Source organism: Kluyvera genomosp. 3, assembly GCF_011765685.1.
In the GTDB taxonomy this organism is placed as follows: Bacteria; Pseudomonadota; Gammaproteobacteria; order Enterobacterales; family Enterobacteriaceae; genus Kluyvera; species Kluyvera georgiana_A.
In genome coordinates this window covers 1,440,556-1,463,191 of sequence record NZ_CP050321.1, presented here as the reverse complement: position 1 = coordinate 1,463,191, position 22,636 = coordinate 1,440,556, and the positions used below count along the sequence as shown (strand labels likewise).

Annotated in this window: 16 protein-coding genes; all 16 read right to left on the bottom strand. The window is 56.0% G+C overall.

Annotated elements, in window-relative coordinates:
• The gene (tssA, locus tag GY169_RS06855; RefSeq protein ID WP_167575316.1) at nt 1-1,593 is read right to left on the bottom strand and encodes a type VI secretion system protein TssA; all 1,593 of its coding nucleotides are present in this window, start codon (nt 1,591-1,593) and stop codon (nt 1-3) included.
• A complete protein-coding gene (locus tag GY169_RS06850; protein WP_167575315.1) occupies nt 1,593-5,000 on the bottom strand; it encodes an ImcF-related family protein in 3,408 nt (1,135 codons plus the stop codon). The genes tssA and GY169_RS06850 overlap by 1 nt, the downstream gene beginning before the upstream one ends.
• A complete protein-coding gene (locus GY169_RS06845; RefSeq protein ID WP_167575314.1) occupies nt 4,987-6,123 on the bottom strand; it encodes a hypothetical protein in 1,137 nt (378 codons plus the stop codon). The genes GY169_RS06850 and GY169_RS06845 overlap by 14 nt, the downstream gene beginning before the upstream one ends.
• Nucleotides 6,120-6,377: a PAAR domain-containing protein gene (locus GY169_RS06840; RefSeq protein ID WP_167575313.1), complete on the bottom strand. Its 258-nt coding sequence runs from the start codon at nt 6,375-6,377 to the stop codon at nt 6,120-6,122. Before GY169_RS06840 ends, GY169_RS06845 begins: the two co-directional genes overlap by 4 nt.
• 14 nt (nt 6,378-6,391) lie before the next feature.
• The gene (locus GY169_RS06835) at nt 6,392-8,851 is read right to left on the bottom strand and encodes a T6SS phospholipase effector Tle1-like catalytic domain-containing protein (RefSeq protein ID WP_167575312.1); all 2,460 of its coding nucleotides are present in this window, start codon (nt 8,849-8,851) and stop codon (nt 6,392-6,394) included.
• The gene (locus tag GY169_RS06830; RefSeq protein ID WP_167575311.1) at nt 8,839-9,372 is read right to left on the bottom strand and encodes a DUF3304 domain-containing protein; all 534 of its coding nucleotides are present in this window, start codon (nt 9,370-9,372) and stop codon (nt 8,839-8,841) included. Before GY169_RS06830 ends, GY169_RS06835 begins: the two co-directional genes overlap by 13 nt.
• A gap of 176 nt (nt 9,373-9,548) precedes the next feature.
• Entirely contained in the window at nt 9,549-10,082 is a 534-nt protein-coding gene (locus GY169_RS06825) for a DUF3304 domain-containing protein (protein ID WP_167575310.1), read from the bottom strand.
• A 176-nt stretch (nt 10,083-10,258) separates the two neighbouring features.
• Nucleotides 10,259-10,792, bottom strand: coding sequence for a DUF3304 domain-containing protein (locus tag GY169_RS06820; protein WP_167575309.1), 534 nt, complete (start codon nt 10,790-10,792; stop codon nt 10,259-10,261).
• Between the two features lie 52 nt (nt 10,793-10,844).
• A complete protein-coding gene (locus GY169_RS06815; protein ID WP_167575308.1) occupies nt 10,845-11,615 on the bottom strand; it encodes a DUF4123 domain-containing protein in 771 nt (256 codons plus the stop codon).
• A 3-nt stretch (nt 11,616-11,618) separates the two neighbouring features.
• Nucleotides 11,619-13,991, bottom strand: a complete 2,373-nt coding sequence (locus GY169_RS06810) for a type VI secretion system Vgr family protein (protein WP_411908123.1) — start codon at nt 13,989-13,991, stop codon at nt 11,619-11,621.
• A gap of 2 nt (nt 13,992-13,993) precedes the next feature.
• Nucleotides 13,994-16,645 carry a type VI secretion system ATPase TssH gene (tssH, locus tag GY169_RS06805; protein WP_167575306.1) on the bottom strand — a complete coding sequence of 884 codons (2,652 nt, stop codon included), beginning with the start codon at nt 16,643-16,645 and terminating at the stop codon, nt 13,994-13,996.
• A 172-nt stretch (nt 16,646-16,817) separates the two neighbouring features.
• A complete protein-coding gene (hcp, locus tag GY169_RS06800) occupies nt 16,818-17,309 on the bottom strand; it encodes a type VI secretion system effector Hcp (protein ID WP_159378585.1) in 492 nt (163 codons plus the stop codon).
• A 3-nt stretch (nt 17,310-17,312) separates the two neighbouring features.
• On the bottom strand, nt 17,313-19,025 hold the full coding sequence (locus GY169_RS06795; RefSeq protein WP_167575305.1) for an OmpA family protein: 1,713 nt from the start codon (nt 19,023-19,025) through the stop codon (nt 17,313-17,315).
• Nucleotides 19,022-19,711, bottom strand: coding sequence for a type VI secretion system protein TssL, short form (gene tssL / locus GY169_RS06790; RefSeq protein ID WP_167575304.1), 690 nt, complete (start codon nt 19,709-19,711; stop codon nt 19,022-19,024). The genes GY169_RS06795 and tssL overlap by 4 nt, the downstream gene beginning before the upstream one ends.
• Nucleotides 19,708-21,051 (bottom strand): type VI secretion system baseplate subunit TssK, encoded by a 1,344-nt coding sequence (gene tssK / locus GY169_RS06785; protein WP_167577253.1) that lies wholly within the window; start codon nt 21,049-21,051, stop codon nt 19,708-19,710. Before tssK ends, tssL begins: the two co-directional genes overlap by 4 nt.
• A 14-nt stretch (nt 21,052-21,065) precedes the next feature.
• A complete protein-coding gene (gene tssC, locus GY169_RS06780) occupies nt 21,066-22,613 on the bottom strand; it encodes a type VI secretion system contractile sheath large subunit (RefSeq protein WP_167575303.1) in 1,548 nt (515 codons plus the stop codon).
• Nucleotides 22,614-22,636 lie beyond the last annotated feature (23 nt).

The window sequence follows — 22,636 nt, the reverse complement described above, 5'->3', positions numbered from 1 at the left end:
TCAACTACACAGCACGGCGGCGCGGGCGGGATCCAACTCAATCAGGCCGGAAAGCAGCGTGTCCATTTCAGGCAGCAAGCGAGCTTTATCGGCCTCGTTGCGACCAGCCTTGTTACGCAGCAGCTTTAAGCGGCGAGCTTTGACCTCGAAGAGCAGCTCCGGCGTCCATTTTTCGAGGGTCAGCGTGCGAGCACGGTCATCCAGTTCACCGAGCAAATGCAGCGCTAATTCACTCTTACCGTACTGTTCGCTCACCCTCGCCATCAGTAAGCGCATTAGCCATTGGTCACGAGAAGAGGTATACCCCGGTTGGATTTGAAGCCAGTTGAGCGCCGCTTCAATGCCGTCGGCATCGGCTTTAGCTAACACTTCCGGCTCCAGCATCAGCACGTCATCATTGCCTGACGTGGCGGTAGTCACCGGCCCCTCTTTCCACTCGGCGATATCATCGTGCACGCTGTCGTTGATCCAGTTCAGCGTCACTTCATCACCAAACGGCGTGCCGTCACTGAACGCCAGCGCATCCAGCCCCGGCAAACGGGAGAGCAGGCCTTTGAGATCGCGGCAAAGAATATCGGCCCGCACGTTGTCGTTATCCAGTTTTATCAGCGCCTGCCAGGCGTACCACTGCACGTCCAGCCACAGATGATTCACCCCCTGCGCAAACAGAACATCAGTATGTTCCAGCAACTCTGACCAGCTCTTTTGCAGATATAAGCGTTTGAGATGCGCTTTGTTGTCCGGCTTTGGCGGCGCCAGACGGGTGCGACCACTGGCATCCAGCGGCGGCAGCGCCGTCAGCGTATCCCAGCGAACGCTTTTCATCAGATGGTGCCCGGCAAGCCAGCCGTCGGGCTGGTCGCGAAGGTATTTCGCCAGCACTTTGGCCTGGTCGAGCAGATCGCGCCCCGAAGTGATGGCACTCATGACCGGGGCCGATGGCGCGGATACCGTCGACGCCCCCTCCTCCCTGCTGGTTTGCGGAACCAGGCTGTTCGCCCCACCATTTTGCTCCAGGCGATTGTCCAACGCCTGATACAGCCCGCCGAGATTGGGTTGCGCCGTATCGCCAAACGACCGAAGCGCCTGTTCCGCCAGCAGCAGACCGCCGACGATACGCTGCATAACGGCGGTGTCCATCTCCGGGTATAACGACAGGCTATCAGTCATCCGGCTGCTGGCGAGCCATTCAAGCGCGATGGTCCGGCTCCGCTCACGATGCGGATGCAAACCCGTGCCAAAACGCGCCAGCATGGCGGCTAAAAGCTCAATGCCCTGCGCCAGGCCTGACTCACCGTCCTGATGCAAACGCGCCCAAATATAGAAAGTGATGACGCGCAAATCTTTACAGGTGTCAGTCAGTAACTTTTCCGCCAGCTCGCAAATCAGGGCAGTATCAATGCCGGAAAGTTTGTTCACCTCTTCACGAATACGCTGGAAGTCATCGTCATAACCCGGGTCTTCGCCGGTGGGCTGGGCGTCGCTAATCGGTATCAGCCAGCGTTCCCAGTCGGCGCTACGTAGGCGCGCGCTGCTCAGTAAAGCGCTCTCATCCGCACCGCTTGCCTGAAGCACGCTTTGTAATGTCGCCATTATTCCACTCCCGCTCCATCAGTTTGTGCCGCTGCGATGGCAGAGGCATCCACGCTAAATATTCTGTCTGGCAGCGTGAAGCCTCGCAGATCCAACAGCGCCAACGGACCTTTACCCAACTGCGAGCGTAATACCCACTGCAGCGTGCGGCCATCCGGCGCCGTAAAACTCATCATCCATTGGCTGCTTTCCAACTGCTGACGTTTACTCTGCTCCAGCCAGCGAATAAAGCCCCAGGTTCCGCTGTAATCACCAAACAGACGGGTGCCAGCATTAGTTGAAGTCCAGGTCAGCATCGCGCCGGGCTTAAACGTATCCCCCGGCCAGCGAAAAGCGTGCCATTCCGCCATCTGGTTGAAATAGCGAAGCGGCTGCCCGTCAATGGTGAGCTGCGTTTCCACCACCTGTGGAGCGGGGCGAGCCTGTAGCTCAAAACTAATCCCCTGGCTGCCGTCGGTAAACAAAATATCGGCAAGCTGGCTGAGCTGGTTCACCGCGCGCAGGAAATCAGGGTTAAAGTTCAGCCCCTGGCTGTGTGCGTTATCAGGCACCCATTGGTTGCCTTCTTTGTGCAGTACGCCGTTAAGCTGAGTGGTCAGGAAGCGATCGATGCGGCCACTGTCCTGACGGATAAACTCGGCCAGCATTGGCAATGAGGCATCGCTTTTGCTCGCCGCGAACGGGAAGCGGCCATTGAAAGCCGTGCGCCAGTTAGCCACCACGGAGCGACTCCAGCGATCGTTAAGGCTGGCGGCTGACGGTTGCAGCACCGTTTCCCAGGCTTGAGTCAGCGGTTGTACAAACAGCGTGTTGCCGAATCCGCTCCACTCTTCGCCCAGGCTTGCGGCGACCAGGCTGCCATATTGCTGGGTGTCGGTCAGGTCAACGCTTTTCCCCTGAAACACCGTTTGGGCGAGGGTTTGCATCATCTCCTGTGGGTCGGACGCACTGGCGATTTGTTGCAGGCGGAGCCGAACGCGCGTGATGCGGGTCAGGTAGGTTTGCAGGCTAAGCGAACTGTCGGCGGACATCACATTGCTGGCGTTATTTTTACCCATCAGCGATAACAGAGGCCCGAATGTGCCTTCCAGCGGCCCTTCAGGCCCGGCGGCGGTTTGATCGATAACGGGTTTATCTTTGCTGCCGATCAGATCTTTTGCCGAGCGAATGAGCGAGTCTGAAAGCTTCTCGCCCTGCAACCCCGTCTGTCCCTGCCAGGCCAGGGTATTCATCAGTGCAATCAGCGGCGACTGACGCACATCGCTCATCAGCGTCAACTGATCGGTTACGTCCGCAATGCTGCTCGCCGTATTCCAGCGCAGGCTATTGAGAAAATTAAGCCAGCTACCGGCAAAATCGGTGAAGTAACGCTGGGTGAGACGCACTTTTAGCGCCTCCGGCGACAGATCGGCAGAGACGGTCCCGCGGCTATCACTGAGCACCCAGTCAATCTCGTCACGGCGCGAACTGGCCGCTTTATCAATCGCTTGCTGTATCCCCCCTTCCCACGCCTGACGGGTGAACATCCCCGGTACCACTTCATGCGTGGTAAACAGACGGCTGGCATCGGTACCGCTGGTCATATCCTCAAGTGAGACATCGGCAAAATTACGCCGTACGGAGGCCAGCATATTTTGATACAGCGTACTTTCTGCGTTGCGATGGCCTATTTGCTGTAATAGCACCTGACGGTTTTCGCTGACGAGCGCCGCATCAGGCGTGATCTGCCACTGCGGCTGCTTTGACAGTTCGGAGATGTAGAAGGCCCACAGATCCGGTGACAGGCTCTGCCACAGGCCGGTTGAGATTCCCACCCGCTTTGGCTGCACGGTTTTCATTGTCTGCGCATAAAAGCCGCCGTCGGCTTTATCCGGGCGCGCCATCATTAGCCAGGCTTTCAGCTGGTCATAACCGGGTTTTGCCAGATGTGCGCGGCGATCGCTGCCCGGCGCCGAGTTGACCAGCGCCGTTAGCTTTTCCGTGAGCGCGATGTTAGCCGGGTCGCGAATCAGGCGGTTGTTTGCCACGCCGTACCACGGCAGCATGGCATTTAACAGCGGCTGATTATGATCAAGCCCAAAGCGCTGATACCACGGCGCGCCCTGCGCAATATGATGCTGTAAACGCCCGGCGTCGTTACGCAGTTCGTGCAATGCTGTCAGTTGATAATCCGATACGGAAGGATGATCAACCAACGTGCGAGCTTTATCCGCAACCGAGACGATCTGGCTATAGTTCAGCGCGAAAGAGAGCAGCAGCCCCGCGCCCCACAGCCCCACAACCGCCATCAATGACCATGCGAGCGTCTGCTCCCACGGCATACCCACACGACGGCCGCGCAGGCGAGCGCAGTCGCTGACAACACCCTGCCAGCTCTCCGGCAAGGTCAGGGAATGACGCTGCGATTCCGGAATAAACGACTCAGTACCCGACGCCGTTTGCCCCGCCGATGACGGCAAACTGAACATCAGCCCGCGCAGCACAACGCGCTGTTGTGCGTAATGCAGCCACGGGTGTAATTGCTGAACCCAACGACCAATCCCCCCCGCCTGCAAATGCTGGCCCAAACGCAGCAGAAAATCGTGGCGGTTATTTTCCACCATCTGCCCCACGCCCTGCTCTCGCAGTGGCTTTAGCAAAGCTTCAAGCTGGCGAGTTATCTCGTCGTCGCCCGCCCGTGGAGGGAAACAGGCCCCCACCGCCTGCTCAATGCGTTGCGCCTGCGACCAGTTGCTGTCGCAAAGTTGCCACAGCCAAACTGGGGCGGAATAACGCAAAAGCTCACTGATTTTCTCAAGCCCGCGCAGATCGCTGTCGCTAATCTGCGGAGTCAGACTCGCGGAAGCCGGGAGCACACGTACGATGCCATCCAACGGGCGGCCCCGACGCAGCTTGCGTAGCGCGGTAAACATTGCTGTATCAGGCTCGGTGTGCAGACTGCCGCCATAGATAAGTACCGTACGGTTGCCTTCAAGCCACTGCAGGGACTGCAGGCCAGGGACCAGTTTTTCGATAGCGGTTTCATCGCCGGTGATGAGCAGGAGGCGGGTTTTGCGAGGCCAGCGCCAGCCATAACGGCGACGCAAATATCCGCTTATTTCACTGCAAAATGACAGGTCCGTTGTTTTTTTCTTGTTTATGTCAGCAGGAGCGGATTCTCGCATCACCTTATCGCGAATCGCCAGGCGAAAAGCAATGAGCCCTAGCACGAGCAGGCTGAGAATTAATGTCCAAAGAATGAAACTGACCATGAGAATCTGACGAATAACATTCCAGTCAGAGGTAAGATCCTCTCTCCAGTACCACCAAAATAGACCGCCAGATAAAACAAGCAGCGTCACGGTGGCAATAAACAACAACGCTGTAGGGAATACAGAAAATTCAGCGGGTTTATTATCCTTGACCATATGGTTTAACGATCCCAAGTGCGAGAGTGTGTTGTAAGTCTTTGGCTATCCAGCCGCAGGGTTCTTGATGATGGCTTGCGCAAATAGCGGCCAGTGTAAGCACCGTCAGCATCTCCATATCACCGGGATTGCCCCAGTTGAGATCCTGTATATGGTGGGTCACATTCCAGCCACATTGCGCCAGTGCTGGCAATTCAGGCTGGGAGAACAACAGGCAATAATCGGGGGGGTCTTCAAGCTCGCTTTGCTGCTGTGCCCGTTCACAGACCGCCGTTAGTGCTTCATCCCCGGCGCTGTCGTAAAACTCCCCACGTGTTAGGCTGACTGGTCCTTTCTGGCTTACCAACCATAGCGCGGCAGATTCCCCAGCGGGCAATACAGCGTTAAATGAGGCTAACGCCGAATGACAGCCTGCAACCAAAATGGCCTCATCAGACGATAATGTGCGGGAGGCGCTGGCGAGGGCCGAAAGAGTCTCTTCACCTCGCCAGACATTAGCTTCATCCGGCAGTACGGCATCGGGAAATGTCACCCCCATTTGTGAGCGAAATACCCGCCAGGCCGAAAAGGAGCCCTGCCAGTAACAGCGAACAATCGGGGGCAATACGTTATCTGCTCTTTGCGCTTGCCATTGCAATACCAACATTTTTGCCAGTTGAGCCTCGCGTTCATCTGCCGGGTCAACCAGCGTCCGGGAAATACGCAGCGCCTTTCCGTTCGCCTCGTTTTTCACCTCCGGAAGCCGATGTTCTCGCTTAAGTAAACGCACCCACTGTGAAATATCGGCACCCGCTGGCCCCAGTAACGCCCATTCACTGAGAGCAAACACGTGCTGATGCTGTTTCCACCAGATTTGTTGCTGCTGCTCAATCAACTGTTCATAAAGCTGGGCATTGTGAACAGATAAACGAAAATAAAGCTGACGTATAAGCCACAAACCGCCCGTCAGGGCCATGGCCCCAAGGATCCCTCCCATTATTCTACTGGCCCCCTGGTCTGCAGAGGGCAAGAGCGCCATCCCTCCTCCACAAAGCAGTACCAGCAACGCGCACGCTGACAACCAGCGTTTACTATCGGGGATACGAGGGGTTCGGTATGGCGGATAGGCTGGAGCCGGCCTCACTGCGCGATTCCGCAATCAGGGAACGAACTTACCAGCGTGCATCCACAGGCACACCGATGCCCGTGCAGCGCCACCGGTTGTCCATCGACTTCAGAAAGCGAACTGCCTTCGCTGATGACCGTCATACCGTGTTTGTTGCATTTCACCGCATCGCCTTTACAGGCAATGCCCTTACCAAAGCAAAGATAATGCCCACCCAGCACCTTACCGCCATATTCCCGAAGACTATCGCCCTCACGAATCACCTGTTTCATTCAATGCCTCCTGCTCAGGTTGTTACCAGCGATTGAGCTTGCTCAAGCCACCCGGACTGAATAACCGATTTCGCCAACGTCAGCCGTTTCTCATTGATGCTTTCAGTCTGTTGCGCCGTCACGGTACCGGGCTCGGTTGTGAATGCTTTTAGCGAATCAGCGTTATCCAGCATCGGAATAGTCATGCCAGTGAGGTAATCCACCGCCTGAGATTCCAGCGACAACAGCCCCGCGGTACCCGCGAGACCAGCCAGTTTTGCAGCCGTCCCTTTCTGTTTGAAACTGAAGATTACGCCTCCCACCAGCGTGGCAGCGCCGACAACATCCCCGGCAATGGTCAATGGAGAGAGTGATTTATTGCAATTTTTGCCGAAGTAGATCATCCGGTAGAGGAAATAGCTGCCCCAAGGCTCGCGCGTTCCCAGCGCGTAATGCATAAACCACGCGCGGGAGTCATGTACTTGATCGTCAAACAGCGCTCTGACCAATCCAGCTGGCGTATCCGCATTCGAGGCTTCGCCGAGAGGCGGAAACAGTGTCGCGACTTTCGTCTCGGCGGACGCTTTTATCAGCGCATACTCTCGTGGCCCGTCATCGATATTAAGCATGAAAATACTATTGCGGGGGATTGCCGCTAGCACCAGTTGACCAAAACTGGTTGGGCTACGAAGCTGCTGCCGATAGTCTTCGCCAAACTCTTTTGCAGCCTGCTGCAGCTGCGTCTTTGCAATATCCGGGTCAAAATCCTTGACGCCGGGCTCCAGTACGAGCTCATCCATCTTATCCGCTGGCTGGTTGGCAATTTTTTCCTTGCGCCGTGCCTGAACTGCGCCTTGCTCCAGATCCCGTTTTGTGCGTGAAATTTCCAGCGCCCCTGGCAGCCCATCGTTATCCGTCGCTCGCTGGTAAAATGGTGTAACCAGCATTGTGCCTTTGGCATAGCGATCGACTCGCCACGCGGTAATCCAGGCTATCTGATTTTCAAAAGCTTTTTCGAGACTAACGGTTGCCCTGGGCGGGTTATATTCTGCTGCCTGTTCGTCAGTTATTTTTTCGGTGGAAGGGGGGAGGTTTAGTGTTAATTCTCGCCAGGCGTTGAAGCGGTTGACAAGAGAAGTATCTATATTAAATTCTTTCAAAATATCTGGAGGTAATTGCCGCCAGCGGTCTCTCTTAAAATCTTCAGAGAGCGCCTCAATTGGAACTTTCAGGGGTGCCCCCGCCCTAAAAGCATTACTGTAAATATCATGCAGCGCAATTTGAGAAAGTAGTTGGCTGTCACTCATATCAATATAATTAGCTTTACCTTGATCTTCAGGCGGATACCCCCCACCAATATCAGAATGCATCCCCGGATACACCACCTCCTTACTGTTTGCCGGATATTTCCCATTAGCGCGACGAATAGAATCCAATGGAAAACAGAGCCGCTGCTCGTGAGAAGAAACCAGATGCACACATTGCTTAATTAATCCGCCGTAAGTTTTCTCATCAGGCAACGCCTGGGTACCATCGGCCCAGGACATATGCCCTTCCGCCACCGGCGCGACATGCGCCACCCCCACGGACGCCACGGTATCCAGCAGCCCCAAGAACTCAACGCTTATCGGCACTTTTACTGCCCCCACTGCCAGACACTGCTCTGGCCTGTCCTTTCCCTCTTCAGGTTTTGGCAGCAGCTCGCAGAGCCAGTTAACAAAAGCCCGTGCCGCCGCCGCCCCACGCGAAAAACCGTAAACATAGAGCTTGACCCCCAGCAGCTTAGGCTTTCCTGGTTCGGTAGGCGTCAGAGCTTTTTGCAGGTCTGCCGACAAATCTTTCAGCAGATTCTGAAATGTTTCGTATCGATTATGGCTACCGGTTAACCCCAATGAAGCCCACGAAGTCGCCATACTCTTTATGGCGTTACGCGTTGCTCCATCTGAAAGTTTACAGCTATCCTCATTTTGAAAAGCCAAAGAGCGTTTCAAGGCGTCAATAATTCTCAACAACGCCCAGTTAATTCTGTCCTCTCCCATTTTGGCAAAGGCCAGTCCCGAAGTTGAATAATCCAGATCGTTGATTTCCGGAAATGGCGTCCCAACACCTGGCATATAGTATTTGTAATAGCTGCCCTTAAGGCTTGAATCAGTGTCAAGCAACCCCGCAGAGGTGGTTACGCCCCCCACTGTCCCATTGCCGATTGCGGCTCGAAACAGACGAGCAATATTGGTTGGGTGCTTTGGGTTAGATAAATAAAGATCGTTATTCAGGTTGTTACCTGTGCCGTCAAAAAAAAGACTAATATGCAATGACTTACAGCACGGCATAGCTACCCGTTTATTTTCGGTCTGGCAAAGCATATTACGGTATAAAAGTTCGAGGCTCTCTTGCTGCTTACAATTTTTCCCCACTATCGCCGCCTGAGACGGTAGACGCCCCTGCAACGGAAATTCAGGCGGATACCACACCAAATCGCTGATTACTTCGGACATACTTTCGGCTCCTTCATTTCCAGAGGAAGCTTAATCGGATAAGACGGGCTACCGTAGGTAAAACAGCTGGTTGTTACTTTCACATCATCACAGGGCAGAAAATGCACCGTGATACCGCAGGTCTCCTGTCCGGTATAATCGGGTAGTGGTACTGTTTTACTATGCTCACGATTCTGCGCCGTAATTTGCCTTTCCCAGGCTTTATACTTTTCACGATCAGCGAATCCAGGAAAACCTTCTGAAGTTCCAACACCAGTCTGCCAATCTACACGAACTGTCATTCCGGGTTTCCAGACTGCAGGTACACCATAACAACACCCACCACCACCGCCGTCAAAAGGTCCAATCGCATCAATACCCGACTGCCCGTTAACGCTGAAATGGTTAATCGCCCATTTGGTATGGTTAATGGCTTCTATTGTCCCTGCGCCACCGCTTTGCACCCGGGCTTCCGCCTTTGGCTGGCTACACCCGGTCAGTAAAAAAATACCCAGTAATACGCTGCAGGTTATTATCTTCATCCTGATTTTCCTTTTGGTTGACCTTCCACATTTACCGATAAAATGATTTAACGGTGCCGCTGGCTGGCATGATTAAATCATCTTCGTCATTGTGATAAATCGTGATCCCGATGACTGCCTGTCGCGTCAAATAACTGGTTCACACAATTCAGGCGGATACCAGCCCCAATCGCTGATTACTTCGGACAGACTTTCGGCTCCTTCATTTCCAGAGGAAGCTTAATCGGATAATTAGCATGAGCGGGTGACCAGCAACTGGTGGTTACCTTCACGTCGTCACAGGGCAGAAAATGCACCGTAATGCCGCAAGTTTTCTGTCCTGTATAATCGGGTAGTGGTACTGTTTTGCTATGTTCCCTATTATTAGCTCTCTTTTCTTTTAACCATTCCTTGTACTTTTCTCTATCAGTAAAGCCAGGGAATCCCTCTGTAGACGCCTCACCGCTTTCCCAGTCAACTCTGACTGTCATGCCCGGTCGCCATACTTCAGGTACACCATAACAGCATCCTCCCCCCCCACCCTGAAATGGTCCAATCGCATCAATGCCCGACTGCCCGTTAACGCTGAAATGATTGATTGCCCATTTGGTGTGGTTAATCGCCAGGATTGTTCCCGTCCCACCGCTTTGCGCCCGGGCTTCCGCCTTTGGCTGGCTGCACCCGGTCAGTAAAAAAATACCCAGTAATGCGCTGCAGGTTATTATCTTCATCCTGATTATCCTTTTGGTTGGCCTTCCACATTTACCGATAAAATGATTTAACGGTGCCACTGGCTGGCATGATTAAATCATCTTCGTCATTGTGATAAATCGTGATCCCGATGACTGCCTGTCGCGTCAAATAACTGGTTCACACAATTCAGGCGGATACCAGCCCCAATCGCTGATTACTTCGGACAGACTTTCGGCTCCTTCATTTCCAGAGGAAGTTTAATCGGGTAAGACGGGCTACCGTAGGTAAAACAGCTGGTTGTTACTTTCACATCGTCACAGGGCAGAAAATGCACCGTGATACCGCAGGTCTCCTGTCCGGTATAATCGGGTAGCGGCACGGTTTTGCTATGCAGTCTGTTATTCGCACTCATTTTCTTTTCCCAAGCTTTATATTTCTCATAATCAGCAAATCCCGGGAATCCCTCTGTAGACGCCTCACTGCTTTCCCAGTCAACTCTGACTGTCATGCCCGGTCTCCATACTGCTGGTACACCATAACAACACCCACCACCACCGCCATCAAAAGGTCCAATCGCATCAATACCCGACTGCCCGTTAACGCTGAAATGGTTAATCGCCCATTTGGTATGGTTAATGGCTTCTATCGTCCCTGCTCCACCGCTTTGCGCCCGGGCTTCCGCCTTTGGCTGGCTACACCCAGTCAGTAAAAAAATACCCAGTAATACGCTGCAGGTTATTATCTTCATCCCGATTATCCTTTTGGTTGGCCTTCCACATTTGCCGATAACAGGAACCGCTCTACTGGCGCGATTCCAGTGTTTTGACAACCCATGCTTCGCGCTCTTTATCCAGTAGGATTCTTTTGTCCGTCGCAGCGACCATGGCCCTGAAACAGGCGGAAAACCGTTCTTCGAGGGACTCGAACCAGGCTTCCGGGATGTTTTGATAGCGCAGTAATAGCTTTACATCGCAGAGGCACATCAGCCGCTCAAACTGGTTATCACTGAATGTGACTTTTTGGCATTTTTCACTTTTCCCTGGCAGTGAACCGTTGCCCATCAACAGAGCGGGCTTCCCGTCAAGATCGAGCCAACTCCAGAACAACGCAGGTCGTTGCAGTTGAACCTGCTGCTCTTGCGTCAGAATGTCGGAGAACAGAAAAGGGAAAATGCGGGCATCAAAGTATCGAAATAAACCGGCACGTCCTTCGTGGGTAGCATCAACGCAGTCCGTTAACCATTCCGCTAACGCCGAAAAGGGCCACTGTGAACAGATCACCATCAATGGCGCTGTTTTCTGGACTTTCTGAGCTAACTCACTAAGCCACTGGTTTTGTTGTGGATCGTTGAGCGTCATTCGTACCAGCAGAGGAGCGTCTTCTGATAAAGCGTCCTCCGGCAGCCCCTTGTAGAGAGACTGCCATTTTAGATGAGAAGAAAACTCCTGCAGCACCGGAATAACTGAAAAATCGATGCCACACTGATCGATAATAAAATCCAGGTGGTTCATTTCAATTTCGGCGTATGTCTGCTGAAGCTTGTTTAGCCAGTCGGTTGTGCTGTTCTCCATCAATTATGCCTCCCTTGGCACAAAACCCTGCGCGAGTTCCTGCGCTTTTTTCAAACACTCTTTACACACTGACGAAGGTAATTCAGGCAGCGGATAATCCTGGCTCGCTGGCCCCTCCCATTTATGCTGCCCCTTCAGGCTGAGCAGACCTGGTCCGTGCACCTTCACCTCACCCGCTGGCGTGAGCTGGATATATGCGCCTCCGCAGGCAAGCGTGATGCCATTTTTTGCCGTTAACTGCAGATGCCCCTGTGTTGACTGCACGGTAACATCCTTTAGCGCCGTCACGGAAAGTACGTCGCCGTGCGACTCCACATCCAGAGGCCCTTTCCCTGACACCAAACGTATCCCTTCCTGACGAGACAAAAAGGATATCGCCTGCTCCGCATTGACCGAGTATCGCTGTCCTGCACTGATATTGACTTCCCCCAGACTCTGGAGATAAAGCCCTTTTCCACTGTACAATAACGCGGCTTCCGGGGTGACGCTGGCAACGCCGTTTGGTGCCGACATCAGCAGTGTTGGGTCTTTGAGCTCGCTGGCTCCACTCGCAAGTTTGCTGAGAGGATCAACTGTCGGGGAGACATTGTGGTGCGTCTGTGTCACGCTTCCCCATCCGGCGACCTGATTCACCGCACCTTTCAGGAGGCTGATAGCCGAAGCCATCTCCAGCACCTGCCCCTGTGCCGCGCTCTGCCCGTCAGCACTGATAAAAATCCCCTTCTGCGCCCGTATCGCCCCCCAGCTATCCGTGCGAAGCTCAAACCCCTCGCCCCGCTTCTGCTTCTCACTGTCAACCAGGTGCCCGAGATTGAGCTGACTCTTCCCACCGTACTCCGTGCTGACCTTGATATGCTCTTTCCCGCGCTCGTCATCGAGGCGGATTTTGTTGTTCGCCGGGGTGCGCAGCACGTTACGTTTATAGTTGCGGATGGTGACGTGGTCGCCGTGCGCCGAGTCGTGCAGGACTCCGGAGATATACGGTCTGTCCGGGTTGCCGTCCTCAAAACCAATCGCCACTTCGGTGCCCGCCAGCAGTGGAAGGTGCAGGCCGTAGGTGTCGCCGGCGTACGGGCGCGACTGGCGTATCCACAGGCTCTCGAAGCCGGTTTCCCAGTTGTCCCGGTCAAACAGCATGTTGACGCGGTAGCGGCCGTCTTTATCGATATGCCCGTAGGTGTCGTTTTCCGTGGTGCTGGTGACGCGAGCCGGGAGCGTGCCGGCCATCACCGGGCGGGCGCCGGGCTGCGGGCGGAAGCTGAAATCGGCGCTGTCAGGGATGCCGTTAAACAACACACCAAAGTCTGTATCGCGACGGGCATGGCAGTGCATCGACGTCACCACCACACCTGCTGTAAACACCTCCGCCACTTCATAGCCGCCGGTCACTTTCAGCACCTGTCCCGGCGAGAGGGTCGGGCAACTGGTGAGCGCCTGAGCCTGGGTCTGGCCGTTCAGATAGCGCTCATGGCGGATACGGGCGTAAAACGCCCCGGACTCCGGCGCTGGGTTGCGGTCATAGGCGCTGCCCGGCGTCAGATAGTTATCCGCGTAGTGATAGGCGTCGCCGTAAGTGGTATCGTCGCCGCGGGTGGCATCCACTCGCGTGTTCATGTTTTCCGTGGCCTGACGGTAATTATAATCGCGGGTGCTGACCTGCTTTTGTACGACCTGGTGATGGCACTCCATCCCCCACACCGCGTCCACACCCTGCGAATGCTGCCCTGACGGTGGAATCGACGGCAGCGTCAGCCCCTTCTCATAGCCCTGCTGACCGTCATAAAACGCCACCACGTCAATGTTCAGGCGCGTGTCGGTGGTGAAACGAAACCAGACGCCCACCTCGCCCAGCAGGCGGGTGATAAAGTGCAGATCGTCCTCGCCGTACTGCATTACCTGCTCACGGCGCGGGTACTCTTTGGTTAGCGAAAACAGGAAATCCTGTCCGCGCATGTTGTGACGCTCGCGGAGAATTTTCTCGACGATTTGCGGGACCGACATATCCTGGTAAATCGCGTTCTGGTGCGAGCGGTCGAGCAGCGCCAGACGCGGCTGCAACGTCAGGGCGTAGTGGGTTTGATCCTTCGAGGTGCGAAGACGTTCGAAACCGGTAACCACTCCCTGAATCACCCGCACCGGCTGCTGAATTTTAATGCCAAAACCCTGGTCGACCGGGGCCTGCAGCGTCAGCGACGCGTCTTTCATCAGCATAGTCTCTTTGCTGATGGCATGGTCGGGGCTGGTGAACTCGATACGGTAGCGAAACGGCGTGCTCAGCGCTTCGTCGCCTTCAAACGCCAGCACGTCGAGGGCGGACTCACAGCCTTTGACCACCAGCAGATGGTGATTATGGCTGAACAATATCGGCAGGCTCATGCTCATACGCGCCCTCCTTCAGGCTGTGCAAATTCCAGCGCAATCCCCTCTTCTTCACTCCAGCTCAGGGTCAGCGACTGCGGTTTTTGTTTGGCGGCCATATGCGCCAGCAACTGCTGGCTCAGCACCGGCAGGATCTGCTGGTTAAGCAGGCTGTCAACGTTACGCGCGCCGGTATCCGGCAGCAGGCAGGCGGCGGTCAAGGCATCAAACAGCGTGCTGTCGATATGCGTCGTCAGCCCATAATGACGATGCAGACGCTGGCTTACCTGCCCCAGTTTCATCTCGACAATGGTACGCATCGCTGTTTCCGCTAGCGGGCGATAAATTACCGTCTGGAAGCGGGCCAACAGCGCAGGCTGGAAGTGGTCACGCAGAATTGGCCGCAGCAATTCGTGCAGTTCGCCTTCGCTGGCTTCCGGGCTTTCCGCCAGCAGTTGCATCAGCGGGTCGCTGCCGAGGTTCGAGGTCATCAGAATCACCGTGTTACGGAAGTCGATTTCACGCCCTTCACCGTCGCGCATAAAGCCGCGGTCGAACACCTGATAAAACAGGTTCATCACATCGCGATGCGCTTTTTCCACTTCGTCGAGCAGCACCACGCTGTAGGGGCGCTTACGCACGGCTTCGGTGAGGATGCCGCCCTGACCGTAACCAACATAGCCGGGAGGCGATCCTTTCAGTTGGGATACGGTGTGCGGCTCCTGGTATTCAGACAGATTGATGGTAATTAGCGACTTCTCGCCGCCGTACATCACATCGGCCAGCGCCAGCGCGGTTTCCGTTTTACCGACGCCGCTTGGGCCAACCAGCAGGAATACGCCCTGCGGACCGTTCTCCGATGTCAGGCCGGTCTTAGCGGCGCGCAGCCGCTGGGCGATAGCGGTCAGCGCGACATCCTGCCCGACCACGCGCTTGCCGATTTCCTTTTCCAGGCTCAGCAGTTCGCTCTGTTCATCCTTCATCAGCGAGGAGAGCGGCACGCCGGTCCAGTCGGCAATCACATTGGCGACGGTGCGGATGTCCACATCCACCGACAACAGCGGGTCACTGCGCTGCATATCGTTGAGCGCTTGCTGAAGGCGATGCGTTTCGCTCTGGCGCGAGATATCCCGGCGGCTTTCAAGCAGTTGCTCAGTCAGTTGAAGCTCAAGGTCGTACTGACTTTCCAGGGCTTCAAGCGCCGCAACAAGCGTGTTTTCTTCGCGCTCAATCACCGGCAGGCGTTCTCCGTGGTATTGATTGCCAACAGCAATATCTTCCAGCAGCGCCTGTTTCTCGATTTCAAGGGCGGTGATTTGCGCCCGGATGCGGGTTAGCTGCTCCGGCACCGTGTCCAGGCTCATGCGTACGCGGGCCGCGGCAGTATCGAGCAGGTCAACAGCTTTATCCGGCAACTGGCGGCCAGTCAGGTAGCGGCGGGAGAGCGTGACGGCGGCGCGAACCGCGTCGTCGGTAATATGCACATTGTGGTGTTCGGCATAGCGTGATTTCAAACCGCGGAGCATCAGGCAGGCGGTATCATCATCCGGCTCGTCCACTTTCACCATCTGGAAGCGGCGCTCCAGAGCGGCGTCGCGCTCGAAGTACTGCTTGTACTCGCTCCAGGTTGTGGCGGCGATAGTGCGCAGTTCGCCGCGCGCCAGCGCAGGTTTCAGCAGGTTAGCGGCATCCGCGCCGCCGGCCTGGTTGCCAGCGCCAATAATGGTGTGCGCTTCATCGATAAACAGCAAGATGGGCACCGGAGACTGCTGCACCGCATCAATCACGTTTTTCAGGCGCTGTTCGAATTCGCCCTTCACACCCGCGCCCGCCTGCAGCAGGCCGAGGTCGAGCGTACGCAAAATCACAGGTTTGAGGGACTCCGGCACGTTGCCTTCGGCAATACGTAGCGCGAGTCCTTCCACCAGCGCAGTTTTGCCGACGCCGGGTTCGCCAACCAGAATCGGATTGTTCTTGCGGCGACGGGAGAGAATATCCACCATCTGGCGGATCTCCGTATCGCGCCCAAATACCGGGTCGATTTTGCCCTCTTTGGCTTTGGCGGTGACGTCGAGCGTGAATTTATCCAACGCGTTTTGCAGCGCCGGGTTCAGCTCGCCCTCCGGAGTGTTTACCCCAACCGGGCGACCAACAAATTCTACGTCGCCCGCGGGGTGCGCCAGTTCGGCTTCGAGCTGTGCTTGCGGACGTTCTTCAGACTGGGCGTCCAGCAGCGGGCGCAGGCGCTCAAGCTGGCTCTGACCCAGCGTCAGCAGCGGCCATAAATCATCGCAGTGAACAAGTTTTGGGCTTTCAATTAACGCCATCAGCAGATGCAGACTGCGGATGTGTTCCTCGCCCTGCAAAGAAGCGGCCATCCACGCCTGTTTTAAGAGCGCGTTAAGTGCGTCGGAGAGCTGCGGACGTTGGCGCACCGAGCGCGGCAGCGCGTCCAGCCAGCCCAGCAGCGCCTGCCACATGTCGTCCATGTCCCATTCGTAACGGCGAGCCAGCACAGTGATGTCGCCTTCGCCCTGCTCCAGCAGTTTCAGCAGCCAGTGCTCCGGCAGGATTTCAGCATGCGCGCGGGTCTGACACAAGGAAGCGGCCCCTTCCAGCGCGCGGGCGCAGTAAGGATTGAGGCGACGTAACAGGACGGCTGAGTTTTCCATTTTTCTCTCTCTTGATGATTCCCGGGCACGCTACCGCCCTTCGCTTTCCCTTTTAATAAGGCACCCAAAGCGCATCAGGTCAGGCAGGCAGATTGTGTGATTCTTTGCTCAATGCCTGTCAGGACAGGCGCTCAGCAAAAAACTGCGGACAGCGAAACTGTCCGCATCGGTCTTACGCGGTGGCGCGTTCGTTCCAGGAATCGGAATGAATGATGTTGCCGTCTTTGTAGGTCCAGGTGATTTTTTCGTAACGCAGTTCAATCTGCTCGAGGTGATTGTGCTTCTCGAAAGAAGGATTCTTGATGTCGTGCATCACAGGATTCACTTTCACCACTTTCACGTTCTCAAGTTTGGTGTTGAAGTACTCCACTTCCTGACCCGCGTCGTTAATTTTGTACCACTTGAATTCCGCAGACTTGAGGGTCTGACCGGTCGTGACCGCCTTGTACAAATACGGGCTGGAAGAGTCGATTTCTTTGGTGAACAGGAACGGGGTGTGGATACGCGTACCGGTCAGCTTGCCGGTATTGTTATCGGTTGGGATGTACAGGTTATGCTCCTGCGCCACCACTTCGATACTGCCTTCACGATCCTGAACGTCTACAGAACCTTTAATGTCCGCGCCGCCGTCGTCTTTCAGCCAAAGATAAACAGGAATTGCCATGGATTACTCTCCATTGTGTTGTGAAGCGTCATCATCCTGCGATGACGCTGAGGGTTGGCCTGGTATCAGACAGGCGTTCGCCTGCGGTACCAGACTGATTTCGACACGGCGGTTGAGCGCACGGCCCTCCGGCGTATCATTCGTTGCGATCGGACGGCTTTCACCGTAGCCCTGCACCGCAAAACAGCTTTCCGGTACGTCGCCGGTATCACGCATCCAGTCGCGCACCGCTTCGGCGCGTCTCTGAGACAGCGTTTGGTTCAGTTGCGGATTACCGGTGTTATCGGTATGCCCCGCCACTACAATCAGCCAGCCCGGTTTGGCTTTAATGCCAACCAGCGAATTGACCAGCAGTTTGGTGGAGCCCGATTTAAGGTCGTACTTGCCTGAATCGAACAGCGACATGCTGTCGAGGCGGATAATTTTCGGGATTGGCTTTCGCTTCGGCTGCGGTTTGGGCGGCGGGGGCGGCGGCACATACGTGCGAATCGCCTCCAGTACCGGCAACCGCAGGCGCTCCCCCTGATACAGGCCAAGGCTCAGTCTGACCGGCACGCCATTGCGCGCCCAGTCGTCAAGCTGCCCGGCATCCTGTTGCAGAATGGCAAGGGCATCGGCTTTCGGGCCGAAGTTATCCATGGCGATCGCGTTATAGTGGGCGATATCAAAGCTCACGCGGTGCAATAGCCGATCGTTGTTCCAGCCGCTGCAGAGTAGCGCCGCGAGGGTAGCCAGCGTGAAGATGCCCAACGCGCAGCGCCGGGTGCGGGCACGCGGCGTTAAGCCTCTGCCTTCCGGCAATAGCGGCAGAACAAAATCAGGAAAAGGAGAGAGTACGGTGCTGTCGGTGCCCACGGGCTGCCAGCCTTCAACCTGCTGCATCGCGGTGTGGCGAGAAAGCCAGGCAGTCCAGAGAGAAGATGCCAGGCTTCCGGCAACAATGGGGCCAATCCCCCACAGCACCGCCGTCGGCACGATAGCCGGAACATCCGGATTCTCATCGATAAATACCGATTTGACCGACTGACGAAACCAGCTCACCAGGCTGTTCATCAAGACCTGCTGCTGCATGGCGATTGCCCCGCCGGTACTGACCCACGCGGCAATGGAGCTTGGGGCAGCAGCAGCCCGCCAAATCCTCACCCCTTCATCCGGAATAGCGGCCTGCCAGAGCATATCGTCCACCATGGCGCTACCCACCTGAGCATTGAGCACCAGCGGCACATCGTGGCCGGACGTCTTACGCAACTGACTAATTTGCCAACGCAGCGATAACAGGCGGCTGGTCAGTGCTTCGCTGTCTGCATGTTTTTGCGGGCAGACGCTGACCATGACCGACAGCTGGCGTCCCCAGTCGGGACGCTGTCTTAGCAGCTCACGCGCGACCTGCTCAAGCTCCTGATGCTCTTCAACCCGAATCCAGCAGCCCTGCGTTACGGTCAACACCTGCGAGGGCTGCGACCAGGAGAGCGGCAGATCGCCACAAACCAGGACGACAGGCTGGCGGTATGCCGCTTCCGGCAGGTTCTCAAGACGCAGCATGAGTTCATCCTGATGACGGCGGCGAGTCATCACCCAAAACGTCGCCGTCAGGCCGAAAATCACCAGCAGAAGCAGAACGGAAATCCACCGGTTAACCGGCAAAAAAAACAGGCTCACCGCGGCGCATAGCACCACAGCCCAGAGAACCAGCCCGCGCCGTTGTGCAGGACTCATTGCACCGCTCCCGGCAGCAGGGTTAACAGCGTTTGATTAAGCCAATGATCCAGCCCCCACCAGAGCGCGGCGACAACAACAGCGCTTAACGCAATACGCACAGGCCACGACGCCAGCCAGCCGCCCAGATTCCACCCGTTTTGGCACTCCGCCAGCACGGGATGCGTCTGCGGATAGCTAAATGGCGCAACGCGTTCGCTGAGCGCCTCAACCAGTTTTTGCCGCTCCGGATCGTTCAACGAACGGTAATGACCGAGAAAACCCAGCATCATCACCCGCTGGAAACAGGTCACCACCGCCGTCTCGGGGGCCGGCTCATGCAGAACCTCGCGCATCCGCTCGCACAGCGTATCACCGGCATCCATGGTGCCGAGGAAACGCCCCTGCAGGGGAATGTCATACCACTGCACGCAGGCGTCATCGTCGACGCCTCGGCCTTTGACCGTTTCATCAAGCAGGGCGCACTGCGCGGTCAGGATGTGCTGGCAGCTTGCCTCATCCAGCCCACTGGCTTTAAGCTCACGCTGGACGCGCTCCACGTCGGCGACACAGCGCTCCCACAACAAGCGTCCTTCGCCTTCCTGAAAAATCGGGCCATAGCGCAAACTAATGACCTGCAGCCAGGTGTCCTGCAGAAGGCCGTCGATATCAATAGGCGCGGCTTTTCCGTGTTTATGCTCATTCATGTTCTTAATACCGCAAAGAGTTCAAGTTCAGGCTCGCCGAGCATCCCCGGAACGTAAAACATGCAGCAACCGCTCTGCAGCATTTCGGCTGCCAAAGGATGGGTCACATCAAGACTGAAATACTGATTTTCCAGACGCAGCGGAATAGCCGCAGGCACATGACGTAGCGGCGTAAGCGGCACGCCAACGCGCGATGAGTTCACTATGCTCCTGACGTGATCGGGGCTGCCGACTTTGCATTGACGCGGGAACTGCTCCTGCAACTGCGCCACCGGCATCGGCGATCGCACAGAGAGGTAGTAATCCGCCTCTTCGCGCAGGCGGGGGTCGTGCAGGCGAGCCTGCCAGAAGTGAAGCCGCGCATCATATTCAAGCTCAATTGCTACCACGCGCGACGGCAGGCTGGCTTCCAGCAGGTCGCTCAGGAGATCAAACAGCGGCGGGAACACCTGATTTAGCTGCTCATGGTGCCAGGCGGGAATGGCGCTAACCTGATGCTCCAGTGAAAAAGTCAGCAGACTACCGGCAAGGCGGGCAAGCTCCGGATATAGCCGCTCCGGGGGATTTTGCAGGTTGCGCTGAAACTGCCCAAGCACGGGCTCCGCGCTGTTCAGGGCGTTAAGCAGCCAAAATAGCGAAACGTCCGCCACGGCGAAATCGGCCATGCGTTCGTTACTTTCCCGGCGCATGGCCATCAGGCGACTGAGCCTGGCGCGCAGCTGCGTCATCAGTTGTTCAAGCTGTAATACCAGCCAACGGCTGCCCTGCAGCGTCAGCAGAGGCGGAAGAAACGCCTCATCCATCACCCAACCGCCCTGCGAGTCTTGTCGCAAACGGGCAACCGCACATGTCAGGTAATCACTGTTGTTTTGATGGGCAAAACGCAGGGTCAGCTCCGGCTGCATGACCGCAATCTGGCGGGTATCGTCACCAAACGTATTGCGGACATCGTGCCAGCGCTGACGAAAACGGACTGGCCGCTCGGCCACCTCTTCCGGTTTCAGGCAATTACCGCCGTTCGCCCGCAACAGCGGCAGGGCCAGAACCACAATCACCTCATGTGATTCGTGGTCGAGCGTCAACGTCGGCGGTAAGGCGTCAGCATTGTCCGTGTCGATCAGCGTGCCGTCCTGGAAACGCACGTGTAAATGGCTGGCCTGCAGGCGCCCCAGCTTTAGCGTATCCGTTTCGAAAGCAACATGAATCACGCCCCAAGGCTGAGACAGGCCCATCCGGGCAATACCTTCGGCAGACCAGGCCGCATACGCGGCCTGTTGCTGGAAGTGCTGGGGAGAGACCATAACGCCCCTGCCCCATAACGGTTGTTCCGTTTTCATCAGCTTCCTGCCTTCGGTTACGATTTAGCCTTCGGCATCTGGGAAACCAGCGACAAATTCACGTCCATCCCTTCTACCTGGAAGTGCGGGATCGCATACAGCTTCACGCGGAAGAAGCCTGGGTTGTCCTCGATATCTTCCACCACCACTTTGGCGTCACGCAGCGGGTGAGAAGCTTGCAGTTCGTCGCCCGGATCGGTCATTTCGGTGACCAGACTTCGAACCCAGGTATTGAGCTCCAGCTCCAGCAGACGACGGTCTTTGGTGGTACCGATATTTTCGCGCTGAATGAGCTTCAGGTAGTGCGCGATGCGCGACAGCAGGAAGATATACGGCAGACGGGCATTGATGCGGCTGTTCGCGGTAGCGTCAGCGGTATCGTACAGCGCCGGTTTTTGGGCCGAGTTTGCTGAGAAGAAGCAGGCGTAATCGCGGTTTTTGTAGTAGCTAAGTGGAATAAATCCGAGGTTGGCGAACTCAAATTCGCGGGTTTCCGGGATCATCACTTCAGAAGGAATTTTAACCTGATTACCGGTCCCCAGATCATACAGATGAATAGGCAGATCCTGCACCGCGCCGCCAGCCTGCGGGCCGCGAATTTGCACGCACCAGCCGTTGTTGATGAAACTGCGCACCATGTTGGCGGCAAAAGCGAACGACGCGTTGGTCCACAGATATTTATTGTGATCCGGCCCCTTCACTTCTTCCACATAGTTAAAGCTGCGAACCGGCACGGTATCCGGACCATACGGCAGGCGCCCCAGCACGCGCGGCATCACCAGGCCGATATAGCGGGAGTCGTCCGTTTCGCGGAAAGATTTCCACTTGATATACTCGGCACGGTCGAAATAATTGCCGATATCTTTAATGGCGGCCACCTCTTCCATGGACTCTTTGAGGAAGAATTTCGGCCCGGCGGACCCGATAAACGGCATGTGGGCGGCAGCGGACACTTTCGAGATATTGCGCAGCAGGGCGACATCCTGCGCCGAGGCGTCAAACTCGTACGCCGAAATCAGCGCGGCGATGGGTTCTCCGCCCGGGGTGTCATATTCGTCAATATAGGTGTGCTTATACAGGCCGCTCTGAATGATTTCCGGGCTGTCTTCGAAATCCTGACGCAGGTCGTCTTTCGACATATCCAGCAGTTCGATTTTGACGTTCTGGCGGAAATCCGTTTTATCGACCAGTGACTTCAGACCGCGCCAGACGCTTTCCGTTTTTTGAAACTCTTCATGGTGCATTACCGCATCCAACTGACGACTAATCTGGTAATCAAGTTCAGCGATGTGGTGATCGATAAGGTTTTTATCGAGTTTTTCGACTCGTGAACCCGATTTGGTCAGGCATTCCAGAAACACCTGCATACCGGCGGTCAGGCGTTCATCCGCGGTGGCATCCGACATCGCCTGGGCATCCTGCCAGATATCCAGCGCGCTCAGTTCAGACACCGGGCTAAGATTGATTTTTTCAAACAGCGACGCGTACACCCCGCCCGCAGCAGGACGTTCCAGCACAACGCTGTCGCCAGCCGCGGCGTTTTCATTTTTTACAGACATGAGCATTCCTTGGTTAATCCGTGATTACC